This is a genomic window from Nonomuraea sp. NPDC049637 (assembly GCF_040675235.1).
Classification (GTDB): domain Bacteria; phylum Actinomycetota; class Actinomycetes; order Streptosporangiales; family Streptosporangiaceae; genus Nonomuraea.
This window is the reverse complement of record NZ_JBFAOM010000001.1, coordinates 26,031-48,750: the sequence shown is the minus strand read 5'-3', so window position 1 is coordinate 48,750 and position 22,720 is coordinate 26,031. Positions and strand designations below refer to the sequence as shown.

General features: G+C 72.1%; 19 protein-coding genes. 17 read left to right on the top strand and 2 right to left on the bottom strand.

Annotation, left to right across the window (positions count from 1 at the left end):
- The first annotated feature begins 1 nt into the window (after nt 1).
- From AB0J71_RS00195 to AB0J71_RS00130, 14 genes are all read left to right on the top strand, one after another.
- Complete coding sequence (locus AB0J71_RS00195; RefSeq protein ID WP_352325066.1) at nt 2-1,534, top strand: UDP-N-acetylmuramoyl-L-alanyl-D-glutamate--2,6-diaminopimelate ligase; 1,533 nt, start codon at nt 2-4, stop codon at nt 1,532-1,534.
- Nucleotides 1,531-2,961 carry a UDP-N-acetylmuramoyl-tripeptide--D-alanyl-D-alanine ligase gene (murF, locus tag AB0J71_RS00190; protein ID WP_352325067.1) on the top strand — a complete coding sequence of 477 codons (1,431 nt, stop codon included), beginning with the start codon at nt 1,531-1,533 and terminating at the stop codon, nt 2,959-2,961. The genes AB0J71_RS00195 and murF overlap by 4 nt, the downstream gene beginning before the upstream one ends.
- Nucleotides 2,958-4,016 carry a phospho-N-acetylmuramoyl-pentapeptide-transferase gene (mraY, locus tag AB0J71_RS00185; RefSeq protein WP_352325068.1) on the top strand — a complete coding sequence of 353 codons (1,059 nt, stop codon included), beginning with the start codon at nt 2,958-2,960 and terminating at the stop codon, nt 4,014-4,016. The genes murF and mraY overlap by 4 nt, the downstream gene beginning before the upstream one ends.
- The gene (gene murD, locus AB0J71_RS00180; RefSeq protein WP_352325069.1) at nt 4,013-5,383 is read left to right on the top strand and encodes a UDP-N-acetylmuramoyl-L-alanine--D-glutamate ligase; all 1,371 of its coding nucleotides are present in this window, start codon (nt 4,013-4,015) and stop codon (nt 5,381-5,383) included. The genes mraY and murD overlap by 4 nt, the downstream gene beginning before the upstream one ends.
- A gap of 94 nt (nt 5,384-5,477) precedes the next feature.
- Nucleotides 5,478-6,683: a putative lipid II flippase FtsW gene (gene ftsW, locus AB0J71_RS00175; protein ID WP_352325082.1), complete on the top strand. Its 1,206-nt coding sequence runs from the start codon at nt 5,478-5,480 to the stop codon at nt 6,681-6,683.
- Nucleotides 6,684-6,695: 12 nt separating this feature from the next.
- On the top strand, nt 6,696-7,772 hold the full coding sequence (gene murG / locus AB0J71_RS00170; protein WP_352325070.1) for an undecaprenyldiphospho-muramoylpentapeptide beta-N-acetylglucosaminyltransferase: 1,077 nt from the start codon (nt 6,696-6,698) through the stop codon (nt 7,770-7,772).
- Entirely contained in the window at nt 7,769-9,166 is a 1,398-nt protein-coding gene (murC, locus tag AB0J71_RS00165; protein WP_352325071.1) for a UDP-N-acetylmuramate--L-alanine ligase, read from the top strand. The genes murG and murC overlap by 4 nt, the downstream gene beginning before the upstream one ends.
- A gap of 73 nt (nt 9,167-9,239) precedes the next feature.
- Entirely contained in the window at nt 9,240-9,902 is a 663-nt protein-coding gene (locus AB0J71_RS00160) for an FtsQ-type POTRA domain-containing protein (RefSeq protein WP_352325073.1), read from the top strand.
- 335 nt (nt 9,903-10,237) lie between these two features.
- Nucleotides 10,238-11,743 carry a cell division protein FtsZ gene (gene ftsZ, locus AB0J71_RS00155; RefSeq protein WP_364411683.1) on the top strand — a complete coding sequence of 502 codons (1,506 nt, stop codon included), beginning with the start codon at nt 10,238-10,240 and terminating at the stop codon, nt 11,741-11,743.
- A 151-nt stretch (nt 11,744-11,894) separates the two neighbouring features.
- A complete protein-coding gene (locus tag AB0J71_RS00150) occupies nt 11,895-12,587 on the top strand; it encodes a YggS family pyridoxal phosphate-dependent enzyme (RefSeq protein ID WP_352325075.1) in 693 nt (230 codons plus the stop codon).
- A 138-nt stretch (nt 12,588-12,725) separates the two neighbouring features.
- Nucleotides 12,726-13,226: a cell division protein SepF gene (gene sepF, locus AB0J71_RS00145; protein ID WP_125630470.1), complete on the top strand. Its 501-nt coding sequence runs from the start codon at nt 12,726-12,728 to the stop codon at nt 13,224-13,226.
- Between the two features lie 80 nt (nt 13,227-13,306).
- On the top strand, nt 13,307-13,600 hold the full coding sequence (locus tag AB0J71_RS00140) for a YggT family protein (RefSeq protein WP_125630468.1): 294 nt from the start codon (nt 13,307-13,309) through the stop codon (nt 13,598-13,600).
- Between the two features lie 108 nt (nt 13,601-13,708).
- Nucleotides 13,709-14,584, top strand: coding sequence for a DivIVA domain-containing protein (locus AB0J71_RS00135; RefSeq protein WP_352325076.1), 876 nt, complete (start codon nt 13,709-13,711; stop codon nt 14,582-14,584).
- A 62-nt stretch (nt 14,585-14,646) separates the two neighbouring features.
- Complete coding sequence (locus tag AB0J71_RS00130; RefSeq protein ID WP_364411680.1) at nt 14,647-16,413, top strand: hypothetical protein; 1,767 nt, start codon at nt 14,647-14,649, stop codon at nt 16,411-16,413.
- A gap of 140 nt (nt 16,414-16,553) precedes the next feature.
- Here AB0J71_RS00130 and AB0J71_RS00125 read toward each other — a convergent pair whose 3' ends face one another.
- Together AB0J71_RS00125 and ileS are read right to left on the bottom strand one after the other, a co-directional pair.
- Nucleotides 16,554-17,060 (bottom strand): hypothetical protein, encoded by a 507-nt coding sequence (locus AB0J71_RS00125; protein ID WP_364411677.1) that lies wholly within the window; start codon nt 17,058-17,060, stop codon nt 16,554-16,556.
- A gap of 179 nt (nt 17,061-17,239) precedes the next feature.
- Complete coding sequence (gene ileS / locus AB0J71_RS00120) at nt 17,240-20,380, bottom strand: isoleucine--tRNA ligase (protein ID WP_364411675.1); 3,141 nt, start codon at nt 20,378-20,380, stop codon at nt 17,240-17,242.
- 428 nt (nt 20,381-20,808) lie between these two features.
- Here ileS and AB0J71_RS00115 point away from each other — a divergent pair, with 428 nt between their 5' ends.
- Genes AB0J71_RS00115 through AB0J71_RS00105 form a run of 3 tightly spaced genes read left to right on the top strand, consistent with a single transcriptional unit; the run spans nt 20,809 to nt 22,716 of the window.
- Nucleotides 20,809-21,210 carry a TraR/DksA C4-type zinc finger protein gene (locus AB0J71_RS00115; protein WP_352324926.1) on the top strand — a complete coding sequence of 134 codons (402 nt, stop codon included), beginning with the start codon at nt 20,809-20,811 and terminating at the stop codon, nt 21,208-21,210.
- 26 nt (nt 21,211-21,236) lie between these two features.
- Complete coding sequence (gene lspA / locus AB0J71_RS00110; RefSeq protein WP_364412163.1) at nt 21,237-21,794, top strand: signal peptidase II; 558 nt, start codon at nt 21,237-21,239, stop codon at nt 21,792-21,794.
- Complete coding sequence (locus AB0J71_RS00105; RefSeq protein WP_352324908.1) at nt 21,787-22,716, top strand: RluA family pseudouridine synthase; 930 nt, start codon at nt 21,787-21,789, stop codon at nt 22,714-22,716. Before lspA ends, AB0J71_RS00105 begins: the two co-directional genes overlap by 8 nt.
- Nucleotides 22,717-22,720: the final 4 nt, after the last annotated feature.

Below are 22,720 nucleotides of genomic sequence, written 5' to 3'. Positions count from 1 at the left end.
TATGCGTCCCAAGACCAGCCCGCCCCGTCCGCTGACCGGGCTCGCGACCATGCTCGACGCCGATTCCGGCACGTCGAGGTCGCCCCATGCCGCCCTGACCGGCGTCACCATCGATTCCCGCGCCGTGCAGCGCGGCGATCTCTACGTGGCGCTGCCGGGCAACCGCGTGCACGGCGCGACCTTCGCCGCCGAGGCGATGGCGCGCGGAGCCGTGGCCGTCCTCACCGACCCGGCCGGGCGGGAGGCCGCCGTGGCCACCGGCCTGCCGGTGCTGATCGTGCCCGACCCGCGCGCGCTGCTCGGGCAGGTCTCCTCCTGGGTCTACGGCCAGCCGGCCCACGACGTCCAGGTCATCGGGGTGACCGGCACCAGCGGCAAGTCCACCACCACCTTCATGGTGGAGGCCGGCCTGCGGGCGGCCGGCCACACGACGGGCCTGGTCGGCGGCGTCGAGATCGCCGCCGGAGACCTCCGCTTCGAGCCCACGCTGACCACGCCGGAGGCTCCGCAGCTGCACGCCCTGTTCGCGCTGATGCGCGAGCAGGGGGTCACCGCGGCCACCATGGAGGTCTCCAGTCACGCGCTGGCGCTCGGCCGGGTCGACGGCATCTTCTACGACGTCGCGCTGTTCACCAACCTCTCCCAGGACCACCTCGACTTCCACAAGGACTTCGAGGACTACTTCGCCACCAAGGCCAGGCTGTTCCAGCCCGAGCTGAGCCGCGTCGGCGTGACCAACATCGACGACCCGCACGGCCGGGAGCTGCTGCACCGGGCCAAGGTGCCGATGACGACGTTCTCGGCGCTCGGCGACCCGGAGGCGGAGTGGCGGGCCCTGGAGGTCCGGCTCGGCGCCGACGGCAGCGCGTTCCGGGTGGCCGGTCCTGGCGGGGTCGAGGCCGACGCGCAGATCTCGCTGCCCGGCCCCTTCAACGTCGCCAACGCGCTCGGCGCGATCGTCTGCCTGGTGGAGTCGGGGGTGCCGCTCCAGACCGCCGTGCACGGCGTGGGCAGCCTCACCGGGGTGCCCGGGCGCATGCAGCGCATCACCTCCGCCGAGGAGGAGTTCCAGGCGCTCGTGGACTACTCCCACAAGCCGGGCGCCGTGGAGTCGGTGCTGCGCTCGCTGCGGGAGGTGACCGCGGGCACGCTGACGATCGTGCTGGGCTGCGGCGGCGACCGCGACACCGGCAAACGCCCGCTCATGGGCGAGATCGCCGCCCGGCTGGCCGATGTGGCGATTTTCACCAACGACAACCCGCGCTCGGAGGATCCGCTCGCCATCCTGGCCGCGATGATGGAGGGAGCGCTCGGCGTTCCGCCCCGCGACCGCGCCCATGTGATCATTGAGCCCGACCGCGCGGCCGCGATCGACCTGGCCGTCGGCCGGGCCGGCCGCGGTGACGTGATCGTCGTCGCGGGCAAGGGTCACGAGCAGGGCCAGTACGTCTCAGGCGAAGTGATCCCGTTCGACGACCGCGAAGTGGTCGCCGAAGCGATCGACGCACGCAAGGAAAGCAGGAAGCACCGATGATCCCGTTGCCGCTGGCCAGGATCGCCGAGATAACCTCGGGCGCCCTGTCGGGCATGGCAGACCCCCGCGCCGTGGTGCGCGGGCCCGTAGTGATCGACTCACGCGCGGTGGAGCCGGGATCGCTGTTCGTCGCCCTCGCCGGCGAGCGGGTCGACGGCCACGACTACGCCGCGCAGGCGATCAGGGCCGGAGCGGTCGCCGTCCTGGCCTCCAGGCCGGTCGACGCGCCGGCGGTGATCGTCCCCGACGCCGCGGTCGCGCTGGCCGCGCTGGCCGCCGCCCAGGCCGCCGCGCTGCCGCAGGCCACCGTGATCGGCGTGACCGGCTCGGCGGGCAAGACCAGCACCAAAGACCTGCTGGCCAGGCTGGCCGGCCGGATGGGCCCGACCATCGCGCCCGTCGGCAGCTTCAACAACGAGCTCGGCCACCCGCTGACCGTGCTGCGCGCCGACGTCGACACCCGGTTCATGGTGCTCGAACTGGCCGCCCGCAACATCGGCCACATCGCGGACCTCACCCGCATCGCGCCGCCGACGATCGGCGTGGTGCTCAACGTCGGCACCGCCCACCTCGGCGTGTTCGGCGGCAAGGAGGCCATCGCCAAGGCCAAGGGCGAGCTGGTGGAGGCGCTGCCGCGCACCGGGGTGGCGGTGCTCAACGCCGACGACCCGCTGGTGTCGCAGATGGCCGCGCGCACCGACGCGCGCGTCACGTACTTCGGGCGCGGCGAGGGCGCGGCCATCAGGGCCGAGCAGGAGACGGTCGACGGGCGCGGGCGCGCCTCGTTCACGTTGCGCACCCCGTCCGGGGCCGCGCCGGTCACGCTCCAGCTCTACGGCGCCCACGCGGTGGAGAACGCCCTGGCCGCCGCCGCCGCGGCCTACGAGCTGGGCCTGCCGGTCGCCACGATCGCCGAGGAGCTGTCGGAGGCCACGCCGCGCAGCCGCTGGCGCATGGAGGTCACCGACCGGCCCGACGGCGTCACGGTGGTCAACGACGCCTACAACGCCAACCCCGACTCGATGCGGGCCGCGTTCGACATGTTCGGCGTGATGGGGCAGCAGCGGCGGCGGTTCGCGGTCATCGCGGCGCTGCGCGAGCTGGGCGAGGAGAGCGCGGCGCTCAACGCCGAACTGGGGCGGCTGGCGGGCGGTTCCGGCCTGACGGGCCTCGTCGTCGTCGGTCCCGACGCGGGCCCGGTGCTGGAGGGCGCGAACGAGGCGGCCTCGGCCGCCGCGGGACCGCCAGGTGGCGAAGGGCCATATGCTCCCCAGATGACCCGGATCGTACACGTCCCTGATGCCGAGGCAGCGGCGGCCGCACTGGCCGGCCTGCTGCGCCCCGGCGACGCGGTGCTCGTCAAGGGCCCCCGCGCGATGGGCCTGGAACGCACGGCGGAGCTCCTTCTCGGAGGTGCCGCTCAGTGATCAACATCGTCATCGCCGGCGCGGTGGGCCTGGTCCTGTCGATGCTGGGGACCCCCTTGGCGATCAGGCTGTTCTCGCGGCGCGGCTACGGCCAGGAGATCCGCGAGGAGGGAGTGCAGGCCCACCTGGGCAAACGCGGCACCCCGACCATGGGCGGCATCGTCTTCGTGCTGGCCGCGCTGCTGGCCTACGGCGGCTCCCACCTGGCCACGCTGTCGCCGCCGACGGTGTCGGGCATGCTCGTGCTGTTCCTGATGACCGGCCTCGGCGCGGTCGGCTTCCTCGACGACTTCATCAAGATCTACAAGCAGCGCAGCCTGGGCCTGCGCAGCGGCGCCAAGGCCCTGGGCCAGCTCGTCGTCGGCGCCGTGTTCGCCGTGCTGATCACCCGCCAGCCCAACGTCTACGGCATCACCCCCGCCGAGACCCGGCTGTCGTTCCTGCGCGACATCGGCCCCTCGATCGGCATCGTCGGCTTCACCATCTGGGTGCTGTTCATGATCGTCGGGTTCTCCAACGCCGTGAACCTCACCGACGGCCTCGACGGCCTGGCCAGCGGCGCGACCGGCGTCGTGCTCGGCGCGTACGTGCTGATCGGCAACTGGCAGCTCCGCAACAACTGCATCGACCAGCTCGGGCCCAACTGCTACTGGGTGCGCGACCCGCTCGACCTGTCGGTGGTGGCCGCGGCCGTGCTGGGGGCGCTGGTCGGGTTCCTGTGGTGGAACGCCCCGCCGGCGAAGATCTTCATGGGCGACACCGGCTCGCTGGCCCTGGGCGGCGTGCTGGCCGGCCTGGCCATCGCCACCCGTACGCAGCTCCTGCTGATCATCCTGGCCGGGCTGTGCGTGATCATCACGGCGTCCGTCATCATCCAGGTCGGGTTCTTCAAGATGACCGGGAAACGGGTGTTCAGGATGGCGCCGCTGCAACACCACTTCGAGCTGAAGGGCTGGGCCGAGACCACGATCGTGGTGCGGTTCTGGCTGATCGCCGGGCTCTGCGCGGCGCTCGGGCTCGGGCTGTTCTACGTCGAGTGGATGCCCAAGCCATGACGTTGACGTGCGTGGCCGGGCTCGGCGTCTCCGGCACCGCGGTGGCCGGGGCGCTGGCCGCGCGCGGCGAGCGGGTCGTGGTCGTGGAGGCCGTGGAGGGTGAGCGGCAGCTGGCCGCCGCGGCCGAGCTGGCCCGCGCCGGGGTCGAGACCAGGTTCGGCGAGATGGTGCTGCCCGAGGGCACGACCAGGCTCGTCACCACCGGCTGGGCCCCGCACCACCCGCTGGTGGCCGCCGCGCTGGCGGCCGGCGTCGAGGTCGTCGGCGAGGTGGAGCTGGCCTGGCGGCTGCGCCCCTCGCACGCCGCCCCCTGGCTCGCGCTGACCGGCACCAACGGCAAGACCACGGCCGTGCGCATGCTCACCTCGATCCTCCAGGCCGCCGGGCTCGACGCCCTGGCCGTGGGGAACGTGGGCGTCCCGGTCGTCCAAGCCGTCGCCGAGCCGTACGACGCCCTGGCCGTCGAGCTGTCGAGTTTCCAGCTCCACTGGTCCAGCAGCCTGGCCCCGCACGCCGCGGCGATCCTGAACATCGCCCCTGACCACCTCGACTGGCACGGCTCCATGGCCGAGTACGCCGCCGCCAAGGGCCGCATCTACGAACGCGCCGGCACCGTGATCTACAACGCCGACGACCCCGAGTGCGCCCGCCTGGCCGAGCCGTACGAGGGCGCCGTCGGCTTCACGCTGCGGGCGCCGCGCAGCGGCCAGCTCGGCGTGGTCGAGGATCTGCTGGTCGACCGGGCGTTCGTGGAGGACCCGGTCGAGGCGGCCGAAGAGCTGGCCACGTTCGCCGACATCCGGCCTCTGGCCCCCCACAACGTGGCCAACGCCCTGGCCGCCGCCGCCCTGGCCCGCTCGCTCGGCGTCCCGTCCGAGGCCGTGCGGCTGGGCCTGCGCGCCTTCAAGCCCGACCCCCACCGCCTGGCCCACGTCGACCGGGTCGGCGACGTCGACTACGTCGACGACTCCAAGGCCACCAACCCGCACGCCGCCGCGGCCGCGCTGAGCGCCTACCCCTCGATCGTGTGGGTGGCGGGCGGTCAGCTCAAGGGCGCCGACGTCGACGACCTGGTCCGGCGGGCGGCGTCCCGGCTGCGCGGCGCGGTGCTGCTGGGCGCCGACCGCGCGGCGATCGCCGAAGCACTCGCGCGACACGCGCCGAATGTCCCCGTCGTGGACATCCCGGGCCAAGACACTGGTGTGATGGACACCGTCGTCACCGAAGCCGCGCGCCTGGCCTCCCCCGGGGACACCGTGCTGCTCTCCCCAGCGGGCGCCTCGCTCGACATGTTCCCCGGCTACCCGGCACGAGGGGAGGCCTTCGCCCGTGCCGTCCACGAGCTGAGGCGGCGGCGTGAGCAGTAGCACCGGCACTGCCGGCGCCCGTCCGGCCGCCGGCGAGCCCGCCCGGTCCAAGGCCCAGGAGGGCCCGGCCAGCTGGGTCCGCGAGCAGCGCGCCGTGCTGAAGGAACTGCTCGACAAGCCGCTGACGACCTACTACCTGATCATCATGTGCAGCGCGCTGCTGCTCGCGCTCGGGCTCATGATGGTGTTGTCGGCCTCCGCGATCGAGGCCCAGCAGAAGACCGGCAACCCGTTCTCGTGGTTCATCAAGCAGTCGTTGTCGGCCGGCGTCGGCGTGCCCGTGATGTACGCCTGCTCGCGCCTTCCGCCGAAGTTCTTCCGCTGGGCGGGCTACCCGCTCATGGCGCTGGCGGTGCTGGCACTGGTCATGGTGCTGTTCATCGGCGAGTCCGAGCTGGGCGCGCAGCGGTGGATCTACCTCGGCCCGTTCACCCTCCAGCCGTCGGAGCCGGCCAAGCTGGCGCTCGTGCTGTGGGGGGCCGACCTGCTGGCCAGGCGGGCCAGGCAGGGCCGGATCGAGTGGCGGCAGATGCTGATCCCGCTCATGCCCGGCACCGCGATCCTGGTCGTCATGGTCCTGCTCGGCCGCGACCTGGGCACCACCCTCGTGCTCTTCATGATCTTCCTGGCGCTGCTGTGGGTGGTGGGGGCGCCGGTCAAGCTGTTCGGCGGCATCCTCGCGCTGGCGGTGCTGGCCGCGGTCATCATGATCAAGGTGGAGCCGTACCGGATGGCGCGCATCGGGGCCTTCCTCGACCCGTGGGCCGACGCCCAGGGCGCCGGCTACCAGGCCGTGCAGGGGCAGATCGCGATGGGCTCGGGCGGCTGGTTCGGGCTCGGCCTGGGCAGCAGCCGCCAGAAGTGGAGCTGGCTGCCCCACGGCGAGAGCGACTTCATCTTCGCCATCCTCGGCGAGGAGCTGGGCCTGATGGGCACGCTGATCGTGGTGGCGCTGTTCGGCCTGCTCGGCTACGCGGGGCTGCGGGTCGCGGTCCGGGTCAACGACGGCTTCGTCCGCCTGGCCGCGGCTGCCATGGTGGCCTGGATCGTCGGGCAGGCGACCGTCAACATGGGCGCCGTGCTCGGCGTGCTGCCCATCACCGGCATCCCGCTGCCGCTGGTCTCCTACGGCGGATCGTCCCTGCTCCCCACGCTCGCCGCGCTGGGCATCCTGCTGTCGTTCGCCAAACGCGAGCCCGGCGCGCGCGAAGCCTTGGCCGCGCGTGGCCCCGGACCCGCCGCACGGGGCCTAAGCTGGCTGGGCCTGGGGGGTACGTCCAGAGGCCGAGTGAGACGTTAGGGAGTGACCGAGATGAGGGTGGTCCTCGCCGGTGGGGGGACGGCCGGGCACATCGAGCCCGCGCTCGCCCTTGCGGACGCGCTGCGCCATCTTGACCGGAGCGTCGGCATCACCTGCGTGGGCACCGAGCGCGGCCTGGAGACGCGGCTCGTGCCCGCCAGGGGCTACGATCTCGAACTGGTGCCGGCCGTGCCGCTGCCCAGGGCGATCACCCCGAGCCTGCTGACCGTGCCGGGCCGGCTGGCCGGGGCGATCAACGCCGTGTCGGGCGTGCTCGACCGGGTCGGCGCCGACATCCTGGTCGGGTTCGGCGGCTACGTCGCCACGCCCGCCTACCTGGCGGCCAAGCGCAAGGGCCTGCCGATCGTCGTCCACGAGGCCAATCCCCGTCCCGGTCTGGCCAACAGGCTGGGCGCCCGGCTGACCGACCACGTCTTCACCGGCTTCCCCGACGCCGCGCTGCCCAAGGCCGAGTTCATCGGCACCCCGCTGCGCCGCGAGATCGTCACCCTCGACCGGCTGTCCACCGGCGACAAGGCGCGCTCCTGGTTCGGGCTGGAGAACGACCGGCCCACGCTGCTGGTGTTCGGCGGCTCGCAGGGCGCCAGGTCACTCAACGAGGCCGCGCTGGCCGCCGCGCCGGTGCTGCGCGGGGCCGGCATCCAGGTGCTCCACGTGCTCGGCCTGAACAACACCGTCGAGCACGAGCCGCCGCCCGGCGACCCCCAGTACGTGCTGCTGCCCTACGTCGACCGCATGGACCTCGCCTACGCCGCCGCCGACGTCGCGCTGTGCCGCAGCGGGGCCCTGACCTGCGCCGAGCTGACAGCCGTGGGGCTGCCGGCCGCGTACGTGCCGCTGCCGCACGGCAACGGCGAGCAGACCGTCAACGCCGAGCGCGTCGTGCGCGGCGGCGGCGGCCTGATGGTCGGCGACGCCGACCTGTCACCCGATTGGATCATCCAGAACGTGCTGCCCATGCTCCACGACCCCGAACGGGTCGCCGTCATGTCGGAGGCCGCCTCCCGGCTGGGGCGCAAGGACGCCGATATCATGCTTGCCAGGAAAGTGTTGGAGATAGCCCGATGAGTCTCGTCAAGCTGGTCGATCCCGTAGCCGTCGAAGACCTCGGCCGCGTGCACTTCATCGGCATCGGCGGCGCGGGCATGTCGGGCATCGCCCGCATCCTGCTCAAGCGCGGCGTCCGCGTCACCGGAAGCGACGCGCGCAGCTCCGAGCTGGTGACCGAGCTGCGCGAGCTGGGCGCGACCGTGCACATCGGGCACGCCGCCTCGCACATCCGGGACGTCGACACCGTGGTCGTCTCCACCGCCATCCGCGACTCCAACCCCGAGCTGGGCGAGGCGCTCAGGCAGGGCCTGCGGATCATCCCGCGGGCCGCCGCGCTGGCCTCGGTGATGGGCGGCCGCACCGGCGTGGCCATCGCCGGCACCCACGGCAAGACCACCACCACCTCCATGCTGACCGTGGCGCTGCAGAAGTGCGGCGCCGAGCCGTCCTACTGCGTGGGCGGCCAGCTCGTCACCACCGGGCTGGGCGCCGACGAGGGCGCGGGCCGGGTGTTCGTGGCCGAGGCCGACGAGAGCGACGGCTCCTTCCTCATGCTGGCCCCCGACATCGCCGTGGTGACCAACGTCGAGGCCGACCACCTCGACAACTACGGCGACCCGCGCGCGGTGCACGACAGCTTCGCCCGCTTCGCCGACCGGGTGGGCTCGCTGCTCATCGTCTGCGCCGACGACCCGGGCGCCGCCGAGCTGGCCGGGCGGGCGCGCGAGCGCGGGCTGCGGGTCAGGACCTACGGCGAGCGGGGCGAGGACTACCGGGTGACCGGCGTGCGCCCCGACGGCTTCGGCACGGTCTTCTCCATCGAGGGCAGGGGAGACGTGCGGCTGGCCGTCCCCGGGGCGCACAACGCCCTCAACGCCACCGCCGCCATCGCCGTGGCCGACGAGCTGGGGCTGGCGTTCGAGGACATCAGAGACGGCCTGGCGGCCTTCACGGGGGCCAAGCGGCGCTTCGAGGCCAAGGGCGAGGCGGGCGGCGTCGCGGTGTTCGACAGCTACGCCCACCACCCGACCGAGCTGGCCGCCGACCTGCGGGCCGCGCGCGACGTCGTGGCCTCCTACTCGGGCACCGGCCGGGTCATCGCGATCTTCCAGCCCCACCTGTACTCGCGCACCCGGTTCTTCGCCGACGAGTTCGGCGCCGCGCTCGGGCTGGCCGACGAGGTCATCGTGCTCGACGTCTACGGCGCGCGGGAGGACCCCGAGCCCGGCGTGTCCGGCGCGATGGTGGCCGGGCGCGTGCCGCTGCCCGCCGAGCGGGTGGCCTACGCCCCCGACCGGGCGGCGGTGCCCGACCTGGTGGCCGGGCGGGCGCGTCCGGGTGACATCGTGCTCACGATGGGGGCGGGCGACGTGACCGAGCTCGGGCCGCAGCTCGTGGCGCGCCTGTCCTGAGCCGTGCGGGCGTGGCGGGCGGGCGCCGGGCGGTCCGGCGGCGTACGTTCGAAGCCGGCGTGCGAGGAGGGCGATGAAGGCGCGTAACGCGTTCCTGGTGCTGTTGACGGCGGGGGTGGTCGGCTCGGCCGCCTGGCTGGTGTTCTTCTCGCCGGTGCTGGGCGTGCGGTCGATCGAGATCGTGGGAAATCTCACAGTCACCAGCGAGCGCATCAAGCAGCAGGCCGCCGTGCCCGACCTGCATCCGCTGGCCACGGTCGACCTGGCCGACGTCCAGGCGCGCGTGCTCGGCATCCGGCAGCTCGCGACGGCGAAGGTCGACCGGGTGTGGCCGGGCACGCTCAGGATCGAGGTGGTCGAGCGCGAGCCGGTCGCGGTGATCCCCGCGGGCGGCCGGTTCGCGGTGGTCGACAAGCAGGGCGTGGTGATCGAGGTCAAGGACACGTCGCCGTTCATGCTGCCGTTGCTCAAGGTCGACCGGCCGGCCGCCGGTGACCCGGCGACCATGGCGGCGCTCCAGGTCGTCCAGGCGTTGCCGCCCGTGGTGGCGGGCAAGGTCCGTCAGGTGCGCGCCGCCTCGGCCGAGGGCGTGACGCTGGAGCTGTCCGACGGCCGTACCGTCCTGTGGGGCGGGGCCGACAGGCCGCAGGAGAAAGGCCGCATCCTGGTCTCGCTCCTGAGCCGCAAGGCCACCCTGTACGACGTCAGCTCTCCCGACGTCGTCACCTTGAAGTGATCACGAGTGTCAGGGTCTGGCAACTCCGTGGCAAGGGCATCGCGTGCCTGTGCGAGGTGGGGGTCGCGGCGTGAGAGCCTGTAGATCGGAGCTTCGGCACAGGAAGGCCCCGACCAGGCGCGACTCCGGAGCGAATCGGACAGCCCGCGACACGCCGGACGTGCTTGCGGCGCGGTTAGTTGACCCGCCTGGTAGGGGCCTCCTACTGTCCGTATCAATCCTCAGGTTGACATAAATCTAAATCTCAACCTGAGGTTGAGAGTTACGAAAACTGAGAAAAAGCGGAGACGATCCGCACCGAAATGGCAAGTCAACGAGCGGAAAGGCCCCTCGTCGTGGCAGCACCGCAGAACTACCTCGCGGTCATCAAGGTCGTCGGCATCGGCGGCGGCGGAGTGAACGCCGTCAACCGGATGATCGAAGAGGGACTCAAGGGCGTCGAGTTCATCGCCATAAACACCGACGCCCAGGCGCTGCTGATGAGTGACGCCGATGTGAAACTCGACGTGGGCCGCGAGCTCACGCGCGGACTGGGCGCCGGAGCCAACCCCGACGTGGGGCGCAAGGCGGCCGAAGACCACCGTGAGGAGATCGAGGAGGTCCTCAAGGGGGCCGACATGGTCTTCGTCACGGCCGGCGAGGGCGGCGGCACGGGCACCGGCGGCGCGCCGGTCGTGGCCAACATCGCCCGCTCGCTCGGCGCGCTGACGATCGGCGTGGTGACCCGGCCCTTCAGCTTCGAGGGACGGCGTCGCGCCTCGCAGGCCGAGGCCGGCATCGAGACACTGCGCGACGAGGTCGACACCCTCATCGTGATCCCCAACGACCGGCTGCTGTCGATCTCCGACCGCCAGGTGAGCGTGCTCGACGCGTTCAAGGCGGCCGACCAGGTGCTGCTGTCCGGTGTCCAGGGCATCACCGACCTGATCACCACGCCCGGCCTGATCAACCTCGACTTCGCCGACGTCAAGTCGGTCATGTCGGGTGCGGGCTCGGCGCTCATGGGCATCGGCCACGCGCGCGGCGACGACCGGTCGGTCGCCGCCGCCGAGATGGCGGTCTCCAGCCCGCTGCTGGAGGCGAGCATCGACGGCGCCCACGGCGTGCTGCTGTCGATCGCGGGCGGCTCCGACCTCGGCCTGTTCGAGATCAACGAGGCGGCCCAGCTCGTCTCGATGGCCGCCGCGCCCGACGCCAACATCATCTTCGGCACGGTCATCGACGACGCGCTCGGCGACGAGGTGCGGGTCACCGTGATCGCGGCGGGCTTCGACGACGTGCCGCCGCCGGTCGAGAAGCCGCTGCCCAGGCCCGCGGCCCGGCCGGCCGCGCAGCCCGCGGCGCCGGTGTCGTCCTCGGCACTGCGGCCCGGGGTCCCGGCTTCGCCCAGCGTGAAGTCCGAGCCGCCCGCGCCGCGCCCTGAGCCGAGGCCGGAGCCGCGTCCTGAGCCGCGTGCCGAGCTGCGGCCGGAGCCGCGCCAGGAGTTCAGGCCCGAGCCGCGCCAGGAGTTCAGGCCGGAGCCCCGGCAGGAGTTCAGGCCCGAGCCGCGTCCCGAGGCGCGTCCGGAGCCGCGCGAGTTCAGGCCGGAGCCGCGTCCCGAGTCCCGCCCGGAGCCGCGTCCGGAGCCGGTGCGCCCGGTGGAGTCGGTCCAGCCCGCCGAGCCCGTCGCCGCACTCGGCGACGACGAGCCGCAGGCCCCGGTCTCCATCCCGAGGCCCACGCCCGAACCGGCCAACCCGCCCACGCCCATCACCTCCCGCATGTCGGAGCCTCCCAAACGTCCTCGGGTGATCTTCGAGGAGCAGGAGGAGGAGCTCGACGTCCCCGACTTCCTCAAGTAGCTCACCACCCACCGCCGCTCCCCGCAGGCATCCGGGAGCGGCGCCGTCGTGTGTGCCGGGATCCGACCCGCGGCACGGAAAGGGGGCCATCGTGGCGTACGGCGTGCAGGCCGAACTGCGAGGCGATGGAGGCAGGGAGAGGGAGGCAGGCGTGCGGAGGGACGAGATCGCGGCCGGTCTCACCGAGATCGAGGCCCGCATCGGCGCGGCCTGCCACGCGGTGGGCCGCGACCGCGGCGAGGTCACCCTGATCGCGGTCACCAAGACCAGACCGGCCGAAGACGTGCGCATCCTGTGCGAGCTGGGTGTGCGCGACGTCGGCGAGAACCGCGACCAGGAGGCCGCGCCCAAGGCGCACGAGCTGGCCGGCCTGCCGCTGACCTGGCACTTCGTCGGCCAGCTGCAGACCAACAAGGTGCGGTCCGTCGTCGGGTACGCCGACGTGATCCACTCGCTCGACCGCCTCCGGCTGCTGGAGGCGATCAGCAAGGAGGCCGTGCGGCAGGGTCGCAAGGTCGGCTGCCTGATCCAGGTGGCGCTCGACGACGACCCCTCCAGGGGCGGCGCCCGGCCCGCCGACGTGCTCGCGCTGGCCGACGAGGTGGCGCTGGCCGACGGGGTGTGGCTGGGCGGCGTCATGGCGGTCGCCCCGCTGGGGGTGGAGCCCGGCCGCGCGTTCGCCGTGCTGCGCGAGGTCGCGACCCGCGTCCAGGAGCAGCATCCGCGGGCCACGATGGTCTCCGCGGGCATGAGCCAGGACCTCGACGAGGCGGTCGCGTACGGTGCGACACACGTGCGGATCGGTACGGCGTTGCTCGGCCGTCGCAAGCCCTTCGTCAGGTAATGTCCCCTCAAGTGGGTCTTCAGGCCCATGATCAAGTAGAGGTCGATCCGCGGTGAGCTCCAAGGGGGTACGGCTGCCGCCTCGGCCCCGGCGACGGGTCCGAGCCAGTGCGACCATGAGCAGGAGGACGACGTAGCGATGGCCGGCGCGATGCGCAAGATGGCGGTCTACCTCGGTCTCGTGGAGGACGACCGCTACGAGAGGTACGAGACCTACACCGACGAGTACGCCTACGACGACGATGTCCAGCGGACCGGCGAGGAACGGCCCGTGGCGGTCCAGGACCGCGACGAGGAGGCCGACTCCGGGGTCCCCGCGCCCAGGCCCGCCACGACGATCCTGGAGCGCCGTACGACCGACCTGGCGCGCATCACGACCCTCCATCCCCGGACCTACAACGAGGCCCGAACCATCGGAGAGCACTTCCGCGACGGCACCCCGGTCATCATGAATCTGACCGAAATGGTTGACAGCGACGCGAAGCGGCTCGTGGATTTCGCGGCAGGTCTGGTCTTCGGCCTACATGGAAGCATTGAACGTGTTACCAACAAGGTGTTCCTGTTGTCCCCTGCCAATGTCGAGGTGACCGCCGAGGACAAGGCCCGAATCGCGGAACGCGGGTTCTTCAACCAGAGTTAGAGTCTCTGTATGTCCATCGCACCCAACCGGGTCCACGCGCGGCCGGGAGGGCACACCAGAAGTGGAGGCGCGGCCGGGCCGTGGAGATCGTGAGTGGGATCTTGGTCGTAGTCCTGTCTCTGTATTTGGTACTGCTCATCGGCAGGATGATCTTTGAGACGGTGCAGGCGTTCGCCCGGCAGTGGCGGCCTTCCGGGGTCGTGCTGGTGCTGGCGGAGGCCACGTACACCGCGACAGACCCACCTCTCAAATTCCTCCGCCGTTTCATTCCTCCGCTCCGGTTGGGTACGGTGGCCTTTGACCTAAGCTTCACTGTCCTGTTCATCGTCGTTCTGATCTTGATCCAGATCGCTGGGTCACTGGGCGGCCGGTGAGGCGGGCTGGTGGGGTGGCCGGTCGTGATCCAACTCGTGTCCGCGCTGAAGTGATTCGGGTTCACCGTCCCTCCGGACAGACTCCAAGCGCGCCAAGGAGACCAAAAAATGCCGCTGACGCCCGCTGATGTGCGGAACAAGCAGTTCAGTACCACCCGGCTGCGGCCGGGCTACGACGAGGAGGAGGTCGATGCCTTCCTCGACGAGGTGGAGGCTGAGCTCGACCGCCTGATCCAAGAGAACGAGGAGCTACGCGCCAAACTGGCCGAGTGCCTGCGTGGGAAGGTGCCGGGCGGCATGGGCATGCCCATGGCCTCCGCGCCCGTCCAGGAGCAGCCGAAGCCGGAGATGATGGCGCCGCCGCAGCCGGAGCCCATGCGGGCCCCCGAGCCGCAGCCGATGCGCGCCCCCGAGCCGCAGCCCGTGGCCATGAGCATGCCTCCCGCCGAGGACAACATGGACACCGCGGCCCGCGTGCTGGCCCTCGCCCAGCAGACCGCCGACCAGGCGATCGCCGACGCCCGCCGGGAGGCGGACGAGACGGTGACCCGCGCCCGCCGTGAGGCCGACGAGATCCTCACCAAGGCCCGCCGCCAGGCCGAGCAGGTCATCGGCGACGCCCGTGCCCGCGCCGAGACGCTCGAGCGCGACGCGCAGGAGCGCCACCGCCAGGCGATGGGCTCGCTGGTCCAGACCCGTGACGAGCTCGAGCGCAAGGTCGAGGAGCTGCGCAGCTTCGAGCGCGAATACCGCAGCCGCCTCAAGCTCTACCTGGAGAACCAGCTCGCCGAGCTCAACGTCTCCGCGGAGGGCAGCGGCGGGTTCCCGGTCATGTCCGGTCCGCAGGGTCAGGCTCCCGCCATGTCGCACGCGGTTCCCCAGGGTGGTCAGCAGCCTCTTCCCGGTGGTCCCAACCCGTTCGGCGGCGAGGCTCCGCAGGGCGCCTTCCCCGGCGGCGACGGTCCGCACAACGACCGCCGGTAAAGTAGCGGGTCACTAGGACCTGTCACTCGAAAGAGCCCCCTGTGATCCTTATCAGTGCTGGTTTGGTGCTCGCGGCGGTCGTGCTGCTGATCGCGGGCTTCGTACTGGCTAAGCCGTTCCTGATCATGTGGTCCATCGTGGTCAGCGTGCTGTCCGCGCTGTTCCTGGTGATCGGGGCGTTGCTGCGGCGTCACGAGCTGTTTCCCGGTGGTGGGCGGGCCGCTGCGCCGGCCACCCCTCCGGCCCCGCTCCCGCCGCCCGGCCTGCCGTACAACCAGACCGGTCCTGCCGGGCCCCAGCCGCACCCGCGGCCACAACCCCACCCGCATCCGCACCCGCAGACGCTTCAGCGGACCGCCGTTCCGGCCTCCGCGCCTCGCCGCCCCGCGGCGAGCGGCATCTCGCCGGACGCGATCGTGCTGGTGATCCCGGGCCGCAAGAGATACCACGTGCCGGGCTGCCGCCAGCTGGCCGGACGGGATCACGAGGAGCTCACCCACGAGGAGGCACGCGAGGAGGGCTTCACGCCCTGCACCACGTGCCTTCCGGACGCCGCGCTCGGCGGACGGCAGTTGCCGCCTGCCGCCGACCCCGAGCCCGTCGTCGCCCCCGGCCCCGGTGCCACCCCCTCCGCCGTGGCGGAGAGCCGGGCCGAGACCTCCGCGGAGACCCGGGACCTGCGCCCGCCGGTCGTACCGCCGAAGCCCGACACGAAGGCTTCCACCCCCACCCCGGAGCCCGCCGCCCCCCGCGAGGAGGGCGCCACCGGGTGGTTCGGCCGTCCGGCCGCCGCCGCGCAGGCGAGCGACCCGGCCAAGTCCCCCTCCTCCGCCGCCGCGCCCGATTCCGAGGCCGGTCCGGACGACGAGCAGGGGGAGATCCAGACTTCCTACTTCCGGCCGCCGTCGGAGCGCGAGCGGCCCGCGCGTCCCTCTTCGCCTTCGCCGGACGACGCCAAGGGCCCGTCGGCCGCCCCTTCGAGCCCTGCTGCGGCCTCCACGAGTTCGCCGGCCCCTGGCCCGTCCAGGAGCGCGCCCAAGAGCCCGTCCGAGAAGCCGTCGGCTGTTGGGGCGGTTGAGGGTGAGGCTCCGGCTTCGTCGGCCAAGGGCACGGCTCCCGCCAAGGCCGGTGCGGGTGCGGCGGCTTCAGGGCAGACGGGCGGTGACGCGGCTGTTTCCGGCAAGCCGGCGGTTGAGAGCAAGCCGGGCAAGCCGTCCTCGGCCGCCCGGCCGTCGCCCGCCGACCGGCCCGCCGACCGGCCAGCGCCGGCTGCTGACCGGCCCGCCGACCGGCCAGCGCCGGCTGCTGAGCGGCCCGGACGGCCCGCCGAAGCGTCCGCCGACGACGGCGACGACATGTCCGATCCCGACACGGCGCCGCAGCCTCGCGTGACGGCCTCCGGGCTGCCTGTGCAGCCGGAATCCTCGGGTGGGGCTGCCGGGGCGTCCGAGCGGCCTTCTGGGGCTGCGCCGGCCCCTTCCGCCCGTCCGGCGGGAACGGCCGCCCCGGCGCCGAAGGCCGAGGGCAAGGACGCCAAGCCCGGCACGGCCGCCGGCAAGGAGAGCGCGGCGAAGGGCGAGACGTCCGGCGGCAAGCTCGGCAACACGGGCGAGGGCTCGAAGGGCGAGACCGGCGGCACGTCCGGGCCCGCCGGGAGCTCAAGGACGGTCAAGGTCATCACCGGCACCCGTCGCTACCACAGCGCCACCTGCCCACTGATCAGGGGCGCGGGGGAGACGGGCGTGGAGACCATGACGATCCCCGAGGCCGAGGACGCCGGCCTGACCAGCTGCCCGGTGTGCCAGCACGACCGCGACCCGGCCGAGTAACACCCGCCCACCCCGGCCCCGCTGCGCATCCGCCGGCGGGCCGGGCTCAGGGACGTCCACGTCCATCTGGCCATTTGTCCGCCCTTCTCTGGACGAGGTACCGCCGGGAAGGCCCGAACGCCCCCGCGACCGGGCGGAGCTCACCGCGCTCTCCACGCGGCCGCCGTCCGGCTGGTGGACTTGGCTGTGACGGGACCGGCCTGGGGGGCGGGCCACACCTGGATCAGGTACTCCTCGACGGGGGCGTCGTCGTCCCGGGGGTCGCCGTCGTCGCGGTTGCGTCCGTGGACGCGCAGCCGGTAGTCGCCGGGGCCGGGCAGTTCCAGCTGTGCGGCCGGGTTCTCCCCGCCGCCCGTCGTCGCGAAGTCCATGAACGCGGAGCGCCAGGCCACCGACACCTCGGCGACGTCCTGCCAGTCGTCGGCGGCCAACGGCGGGGCGGCGTCCCACAGTTCGGCGGTGACGCCGATGTCGCCGATCTCCTGGCCGCACACGACGCGCGCGCCGTCACCGCCGGCATCGGCCTGGACGAGGCCCGTCGCGGTCATGTCCCACTCGAACTCCGCCACGAGCTCCTCGCCGGTCAGATCGACGGTGGACGCGTCGACGAACACCTGAGCGGAAGCACGGCGGATCAGACTCGGCACGGGACCGGATCCCTTCGTCACGCGGCAGGAGGCGGCCACACGCGTCGGGGACGCCACCGAGGTGATCGGTGGCGCCCCGCGCGGTGGCCGGTCGGACCGTGCCCGCCACGCCGTCGACCGGTCCAGGAGCGAGGGCTCCGCGGGCCGGTCCGGGAGCGAGGGCTCCGCGCAGGCCGGGGTCAGGCGCGGCGGAGGTGGAACATCAGGCCCAGGTCCTCGTCGCGGTGGGCCGGGAGGTCCTCCTGGGCGCCCTCGGTGAGGGACGCGGCCAGGACCTCCTCGGCGACCGTGCCGCCGCCGGAGCGCAGCGCGGCGGCCAGGTCGGGCGAGGAGGCCGTCCACCACAGGTCGATGCGGTCGGTGATCGACAGGCCGGAGGACTTGCGGGCCTCCTGGACCAGGCGGATCACCTCGCGCAGCAGGCCCGCGCGGCGCAGCTCGTCGGACAGCTCCAGGTCGAGGGCGACGGTCTCGCCGGTGCCGGTGCCGATGGCGCCGGTCTCCACGGCCCAGCCCGCGCGCGGCTGCTCGGTGACGATCACCTCGTCGGGGCCGAGCATGATCTCGCCCAGCTCGTCCGCCTCGATCATGACGGGGGTGCCGCCACGCAGCGTGCGGGCCACGCGGGTGGCGTCGGCGGCGGTCACCGCGGCGGCCACCAGCTTGGTACGCGACCCGAACCGCTTCCCGAGCGCCCGGAAGTTCGGCTTCACCGTGTACGACACGAGATCGGCGTCGAATCCGGACATGTCCTCAAGGGCCTGGACGTTCAGCTCGTCCGCCACCAGCCCCCGCAGCTCGGCGGGCAGCGACGGCCAGCCGTGCGCGCCCACCAGCGCCCGGCGCAGCGGCTGCCGCGTCTTCACGCCGGAGGAGGCGCGCGCCGAGCGGCCCAGCTCGACCAGCCGGCGCACCAGGGCCATCTGGTCCGACAGCGCCGGGTCGAGCAGGTCCTCGCGCACCTGCGGCCAGCTGGTCAGGTGGACCGAGGAGGGCGCGCCGGGCGCGCGCAGCACGTCCCAGAGGTAGTCGGTGACGAACGGCGTGATCGGCGCCATCAGCCGGGTGACCGTCTCCAGGCACTCGTACAGGGTGGCGAACGCCTCGCGCGAACCCTGCCAGAAGCGGCGGCGGGAGCGGCGGACGTACCAGTTGGACAGGTCGTCGAGGAAGTCGGCCAGGCGGCGGCCGGCGCGCTGGGTGTCGTACTCGTCTAGGGACGCGGTGACCTCGGCGACCGTCCGGTGCAGCTCGGCCAGCACCCAGCGGTCCAGCAGCGGACGCTCGGCGGCCGGGGGAGCGGGCTCGGACGGGCTCCAGGACTCGGCGTTGGCGTACAGGGTGAAGAAGGAGGAGGTGTTCCACAGGGTCAGCAGGACCTTGCGGACGATCTCCTCCAGTGCGTTGTGCCCCACCCGGCGGGCCGCCCACGGCGATCCGGAGCAGGCCATGAACCAGCGCAGCGCGTCGGCGCCGTGCTGGTCCATCAGCGGGATCGGCTCCAGGATGTTGCCCAGGTGCTTGCTCATCTTGCGGCCGTCCTCGGCCAGGATGAGGCCGAGGCAGAGCACGTTCTCGTAGGAGGACTGGCCGAAGACCAGCGTGCCGACCGCCATCAGCGAGTAGAACCAGCCGCGGGTCTGGTCGGTGGCCTCGCAGATGAACTGCGCGGGGTAGACGCCCTCCGGCTTGCCGTGCTCGCCCCACTGCGCGAACGGCATCGAGCCCGAGTCGTACCAGGCGTCGATGACGTCGGGCACGCGGGTGGCGAGCGCGCCGCAGGAGGGACAGTCGAAGGTCACGTCGTCGACGTAGGGGCGGTGCGGGTCGAGCGCGGAGACGTCCTGGCCGGCCAGCGTGCCCAGCTCGGCCAGCGAGCCGACGCAGGTGACGTGGCTCTCGTCGGCCGAGCACACCCACAACGGCAGCGGCGTGCCCCAGTAGCGCGAGCGCGACAGCGACCAGTCGACGTTGTTGCGCAGCCACTCGCCGAACCGGCCCCACTTGATGGTCTCGGGGAACCAGTTGGTGTTGGCGTTCTCCGACAACATCTGGTCCTTGACCGCGGTGGTGCGGATGTACCAGGACGGGAGCGCGTAGTACAGCAGCGCGGTGTGGCAGCGCCAGCAGTGGGGGTAGGCGTGCTCGAAGTGCGTGCCCCGGTACAGCAGGCCGCGCCGGCGCAGGTCCTCGGTGAGCTCCTCGTCGGCGTCCTTGAAGAAGCGGCCGCCGACCATGGGGACGTCGTCGAGGAAGCGGCCGTCGGGGCCGATCGGGTTGACGATCGGCATGTCGTACCGCTTGATGACGGCCATGTCGTCGGCGCCGAAGGCGGGGGCCTGGTGGACCAGGCCGGTGCCGTCCTCGACGGTGACGTAGTCGCCCAGCACGACGTAGTGGGCGCCGGGGATGTCGACCAGGTCGAAGGGGCGGCTGTAGCGGGTGCGCTCCAGCTCGCGGCCCGTGCAGCGGGCCACCTCGGTGACGTCCTCGCCGAGGACGGACAGCAGCGGCTCGGCCACCACCAGCACCTCGCCGTCCGCGGTCCTGGCCGCGACGTAGGTGACGTCGGGGTGCACGGCGACGGCCGTGTTGGACACCAGCGTCCAGGGCGTGGTGGTCCAGATCAGCAGCGCCGCGCCCAGCTCGGCCAGCGGCCCGGACGTCACGGGCATGCGCACGTAGACCGACGGGCTGGAGACGTTCTCGTAGCCGCCCGGCTGGCCCAGCTCGTGGTCGGACAGGCCGGTGCCGCAGCGCGGGCAGTACGGCGTGATGCGGAAGTCGCGGAACAGCAGCCCCTTGTCGAAGACGACCTTCAGCGACCACCAGACCGACTCGATGTAGGACGGGTCCATCGTCCGGTACGCCTGGGACAGGTCGATCCAGTAGCCCATGCGCTCGGTCATCTGCTCGAACGCGTCGACGTGCCGCAGCACCGACTCGCGGCACTTGGCGTTGAACTCGGCGATGCCGTAGTCCTCGATGTCCTTCTTGCCGGTCAGGCCCAGCTCACGCTCGATGCCGACCTCGACGGGCAGGCCGTGGCAGTCCCAGCCGGCCTTGCGCGGGACGCTGAAGCCGCGCATCGACTTGTAGCGCGGGAACAGGTCCTTGAACACCCGGGCCTCGACGTGGTGCACGCCGGGCAGGCCGTTGGCGGTGGGCGGGCCCTCGTAGAACACCCAGGCGGGGTTGCCGGCGTTCTGCTCGACGGACCGCTCGAAGATCTTCCCGTCCCGCCAGCGGTCGAGGACCTCGCGCTCGAGCGCGGGCAGGTCGACCTGCGCGGGAAGAGAGCGGAATGATGGGGAAGACATGTCGGGCGGGACCTCCACGCGTCGTCGGCCGGTTGTGGCGTGCGCGAAGGGACGAAGCCTCGCGGCTCCGCGGTACCACCCTTCTTGGCCTCCGGAGGAGGCCCTCTTCATTCGCTTGCTGCCGGGTCTAGTGAGCTCTGCCGAGCCGTTCTTCCGGCGGCTCCGGGGTGATATCCCTCACAGCGGGGCCCCATCAACGCCTTGCAGTCTCAAACCATAACGCAGAGTGGAGCCGAAGACTTCCAGGTTTCCTCCCGCAGGCGGCGGCGTTGGTAGGCAAGGAGGAAATTTGTGGGAATGGACGTCCCCGGGGAGGAGTTGAACGGGCGAGGCGGGATAGTACGGGTGAGGTAAACCATCCGGCGGGTCGTTTGCCGTTCCGTTATGAGGATCCTAAGCTGCCCGCACCATTCACGGCCTTGATCAGCATGGAGGCAGCCATGGCGGCAGTCACGCAGACCGCTACACCGTCGATGTGGTCGGAAGAGGAGCTGGCCGAGGTACGCGGCCGGCTGCGGACCGAGATCGACGAGCTCGAGGCCGACATCCTCCGCCACGAGTCGGAGATAGCCTCTGGTGACGTCACCCAGGGCGCGGGCGACGACCAGGCGGACGCCGGCGCCAAGACGTACGAGCGCGAACGCGAGATCGCCCTTACCCTGAATGCGCGCGATCTGGTCGCGCAGAACGAACGTGCGATCGCCAGGATCGACGCAGGGACCTATGGAGTGTGCGAATCGTGCCACAAGCCGATCGGCAAGGAACGTCTTCAGGCGTTCCCGAGGGCGACGCTGTGCGTGGCCTGCAAGCAGAAGGAGGAACGCCGCTAGGCAGGCCACGCGGACGTCTCCTCGCGATCCTCACCTCGCTGGCGGTCGTCGTCTACGCGGCTGACCTGATCAGCAAGACGATCGTGCTGCGAACGCTCGAAGGCAAGGCGCCGCTCGTCGTCCTCCAGGACGTCCTGCAGTTCCGGGTGATCTTCAACTCGGGCGCGGCGTTCAGCATCGGCACGGGGATGACGTTCGTGTTCACGTTCATCGCGGCGGGCGTGGTGGTGGCGATCGTGCGCACCGCGCGCAAGCTCCACAGCCTGCCGTGGGCGATCACCCTCGGGCTGCTCCTCGGCGGGGCGCTCGGCAACCTGACCGACAGGCTGCTGCGCTACCCGTCGGGGTTCGGCCGCTCGACGCAGCTCCAGGGGCACGTCGTGGACTTCATCGAGGTGCTGCCCGGGCGCTTCCCGGTGATCGACTACTTCCCGGTGTTCAACGTCGCCGACTCGGCGATCGTCTGCGGCGGCATCCTGGCGGTGCTGCTGGCCTGGCGCAACGTGCAGATCGACGGCACCAGGGAGACCGACACCACCGCGGGGGACACCGCGGGGACCGGGAAGGAGCCCCAGGATGGCTGAGCGGCGGAGTCTGCCCGTCCCCGACGGGCTGGAGGGCGAGCGCGTCGACGCGGCGATCTCGCGGCTGTTCGGCTTCTCGCGCACCCGCGCGGCCGAGCTGATCGCCGCCGGCGAGGTGCAGGTCGACGGCGGGCAGCCGGCCAAGTCCGACCGCGTGCACGCCGGCGCCTGGCTGGAGGTGACGCTGCCGCCCCCGGTCAGCACGCCGATGCCGGTGGCCGAGCCGGTGCCCGGCATGACGATCGTCTACGAGGACGACGACATCATCGTGGTCAACAAGCCGATCGGGGTGGCCGCCCATCCCACCGTCGGCTGGACCGGCCCGACCGTGATCGGCGGCCTGCTCGGCGCCGGCCACACGATCGCCACCAGCGGCGCGGCCGAGCGGCAGGGCATCGTCCACCGGCTCGACGCCAACACCACGGGCGCGATGGCCGTGGCCAAGAGCGAGCACGCGTACTCGGCGCTGAAGCGGGCCTTCAAGGAACGCACGGTCGACAAGCGCTACCACGCGCTGGTCCAGGGCCACCCCGACCCGTTCAGGGGCACCGTCGACGCGCCCATCGACCGCCACCCCTCGGGCGAGGGCAAGTTCGCCGTGGTCGCGGGCGGCAAGCCGTCGGTCACCCACTACGACACGATCGAGGCGTTCCGGGCGGCCTCGCTGCTCGACATCAAGCTGGAGACCGGCCGTACGCACCAGATCCGCGTGCACATGTCGGCCCTGCGCCACCCCTGCGTCGGCGACATGCTCTACGGCGCCGACCCCACGCTCGCGGCCCGGCTGGGCGTCACCCGGCAGTGGTTGCACGCGGTCTCGCTCGGCTTCGAGCACCCGGCCACCGGCGAGTGGATGTCCTTCAGCACCGACTACCCCGAGGACCTGCAGAAGGCGCTCGACGCCGTCGCCGCCGACACCTGAGCCG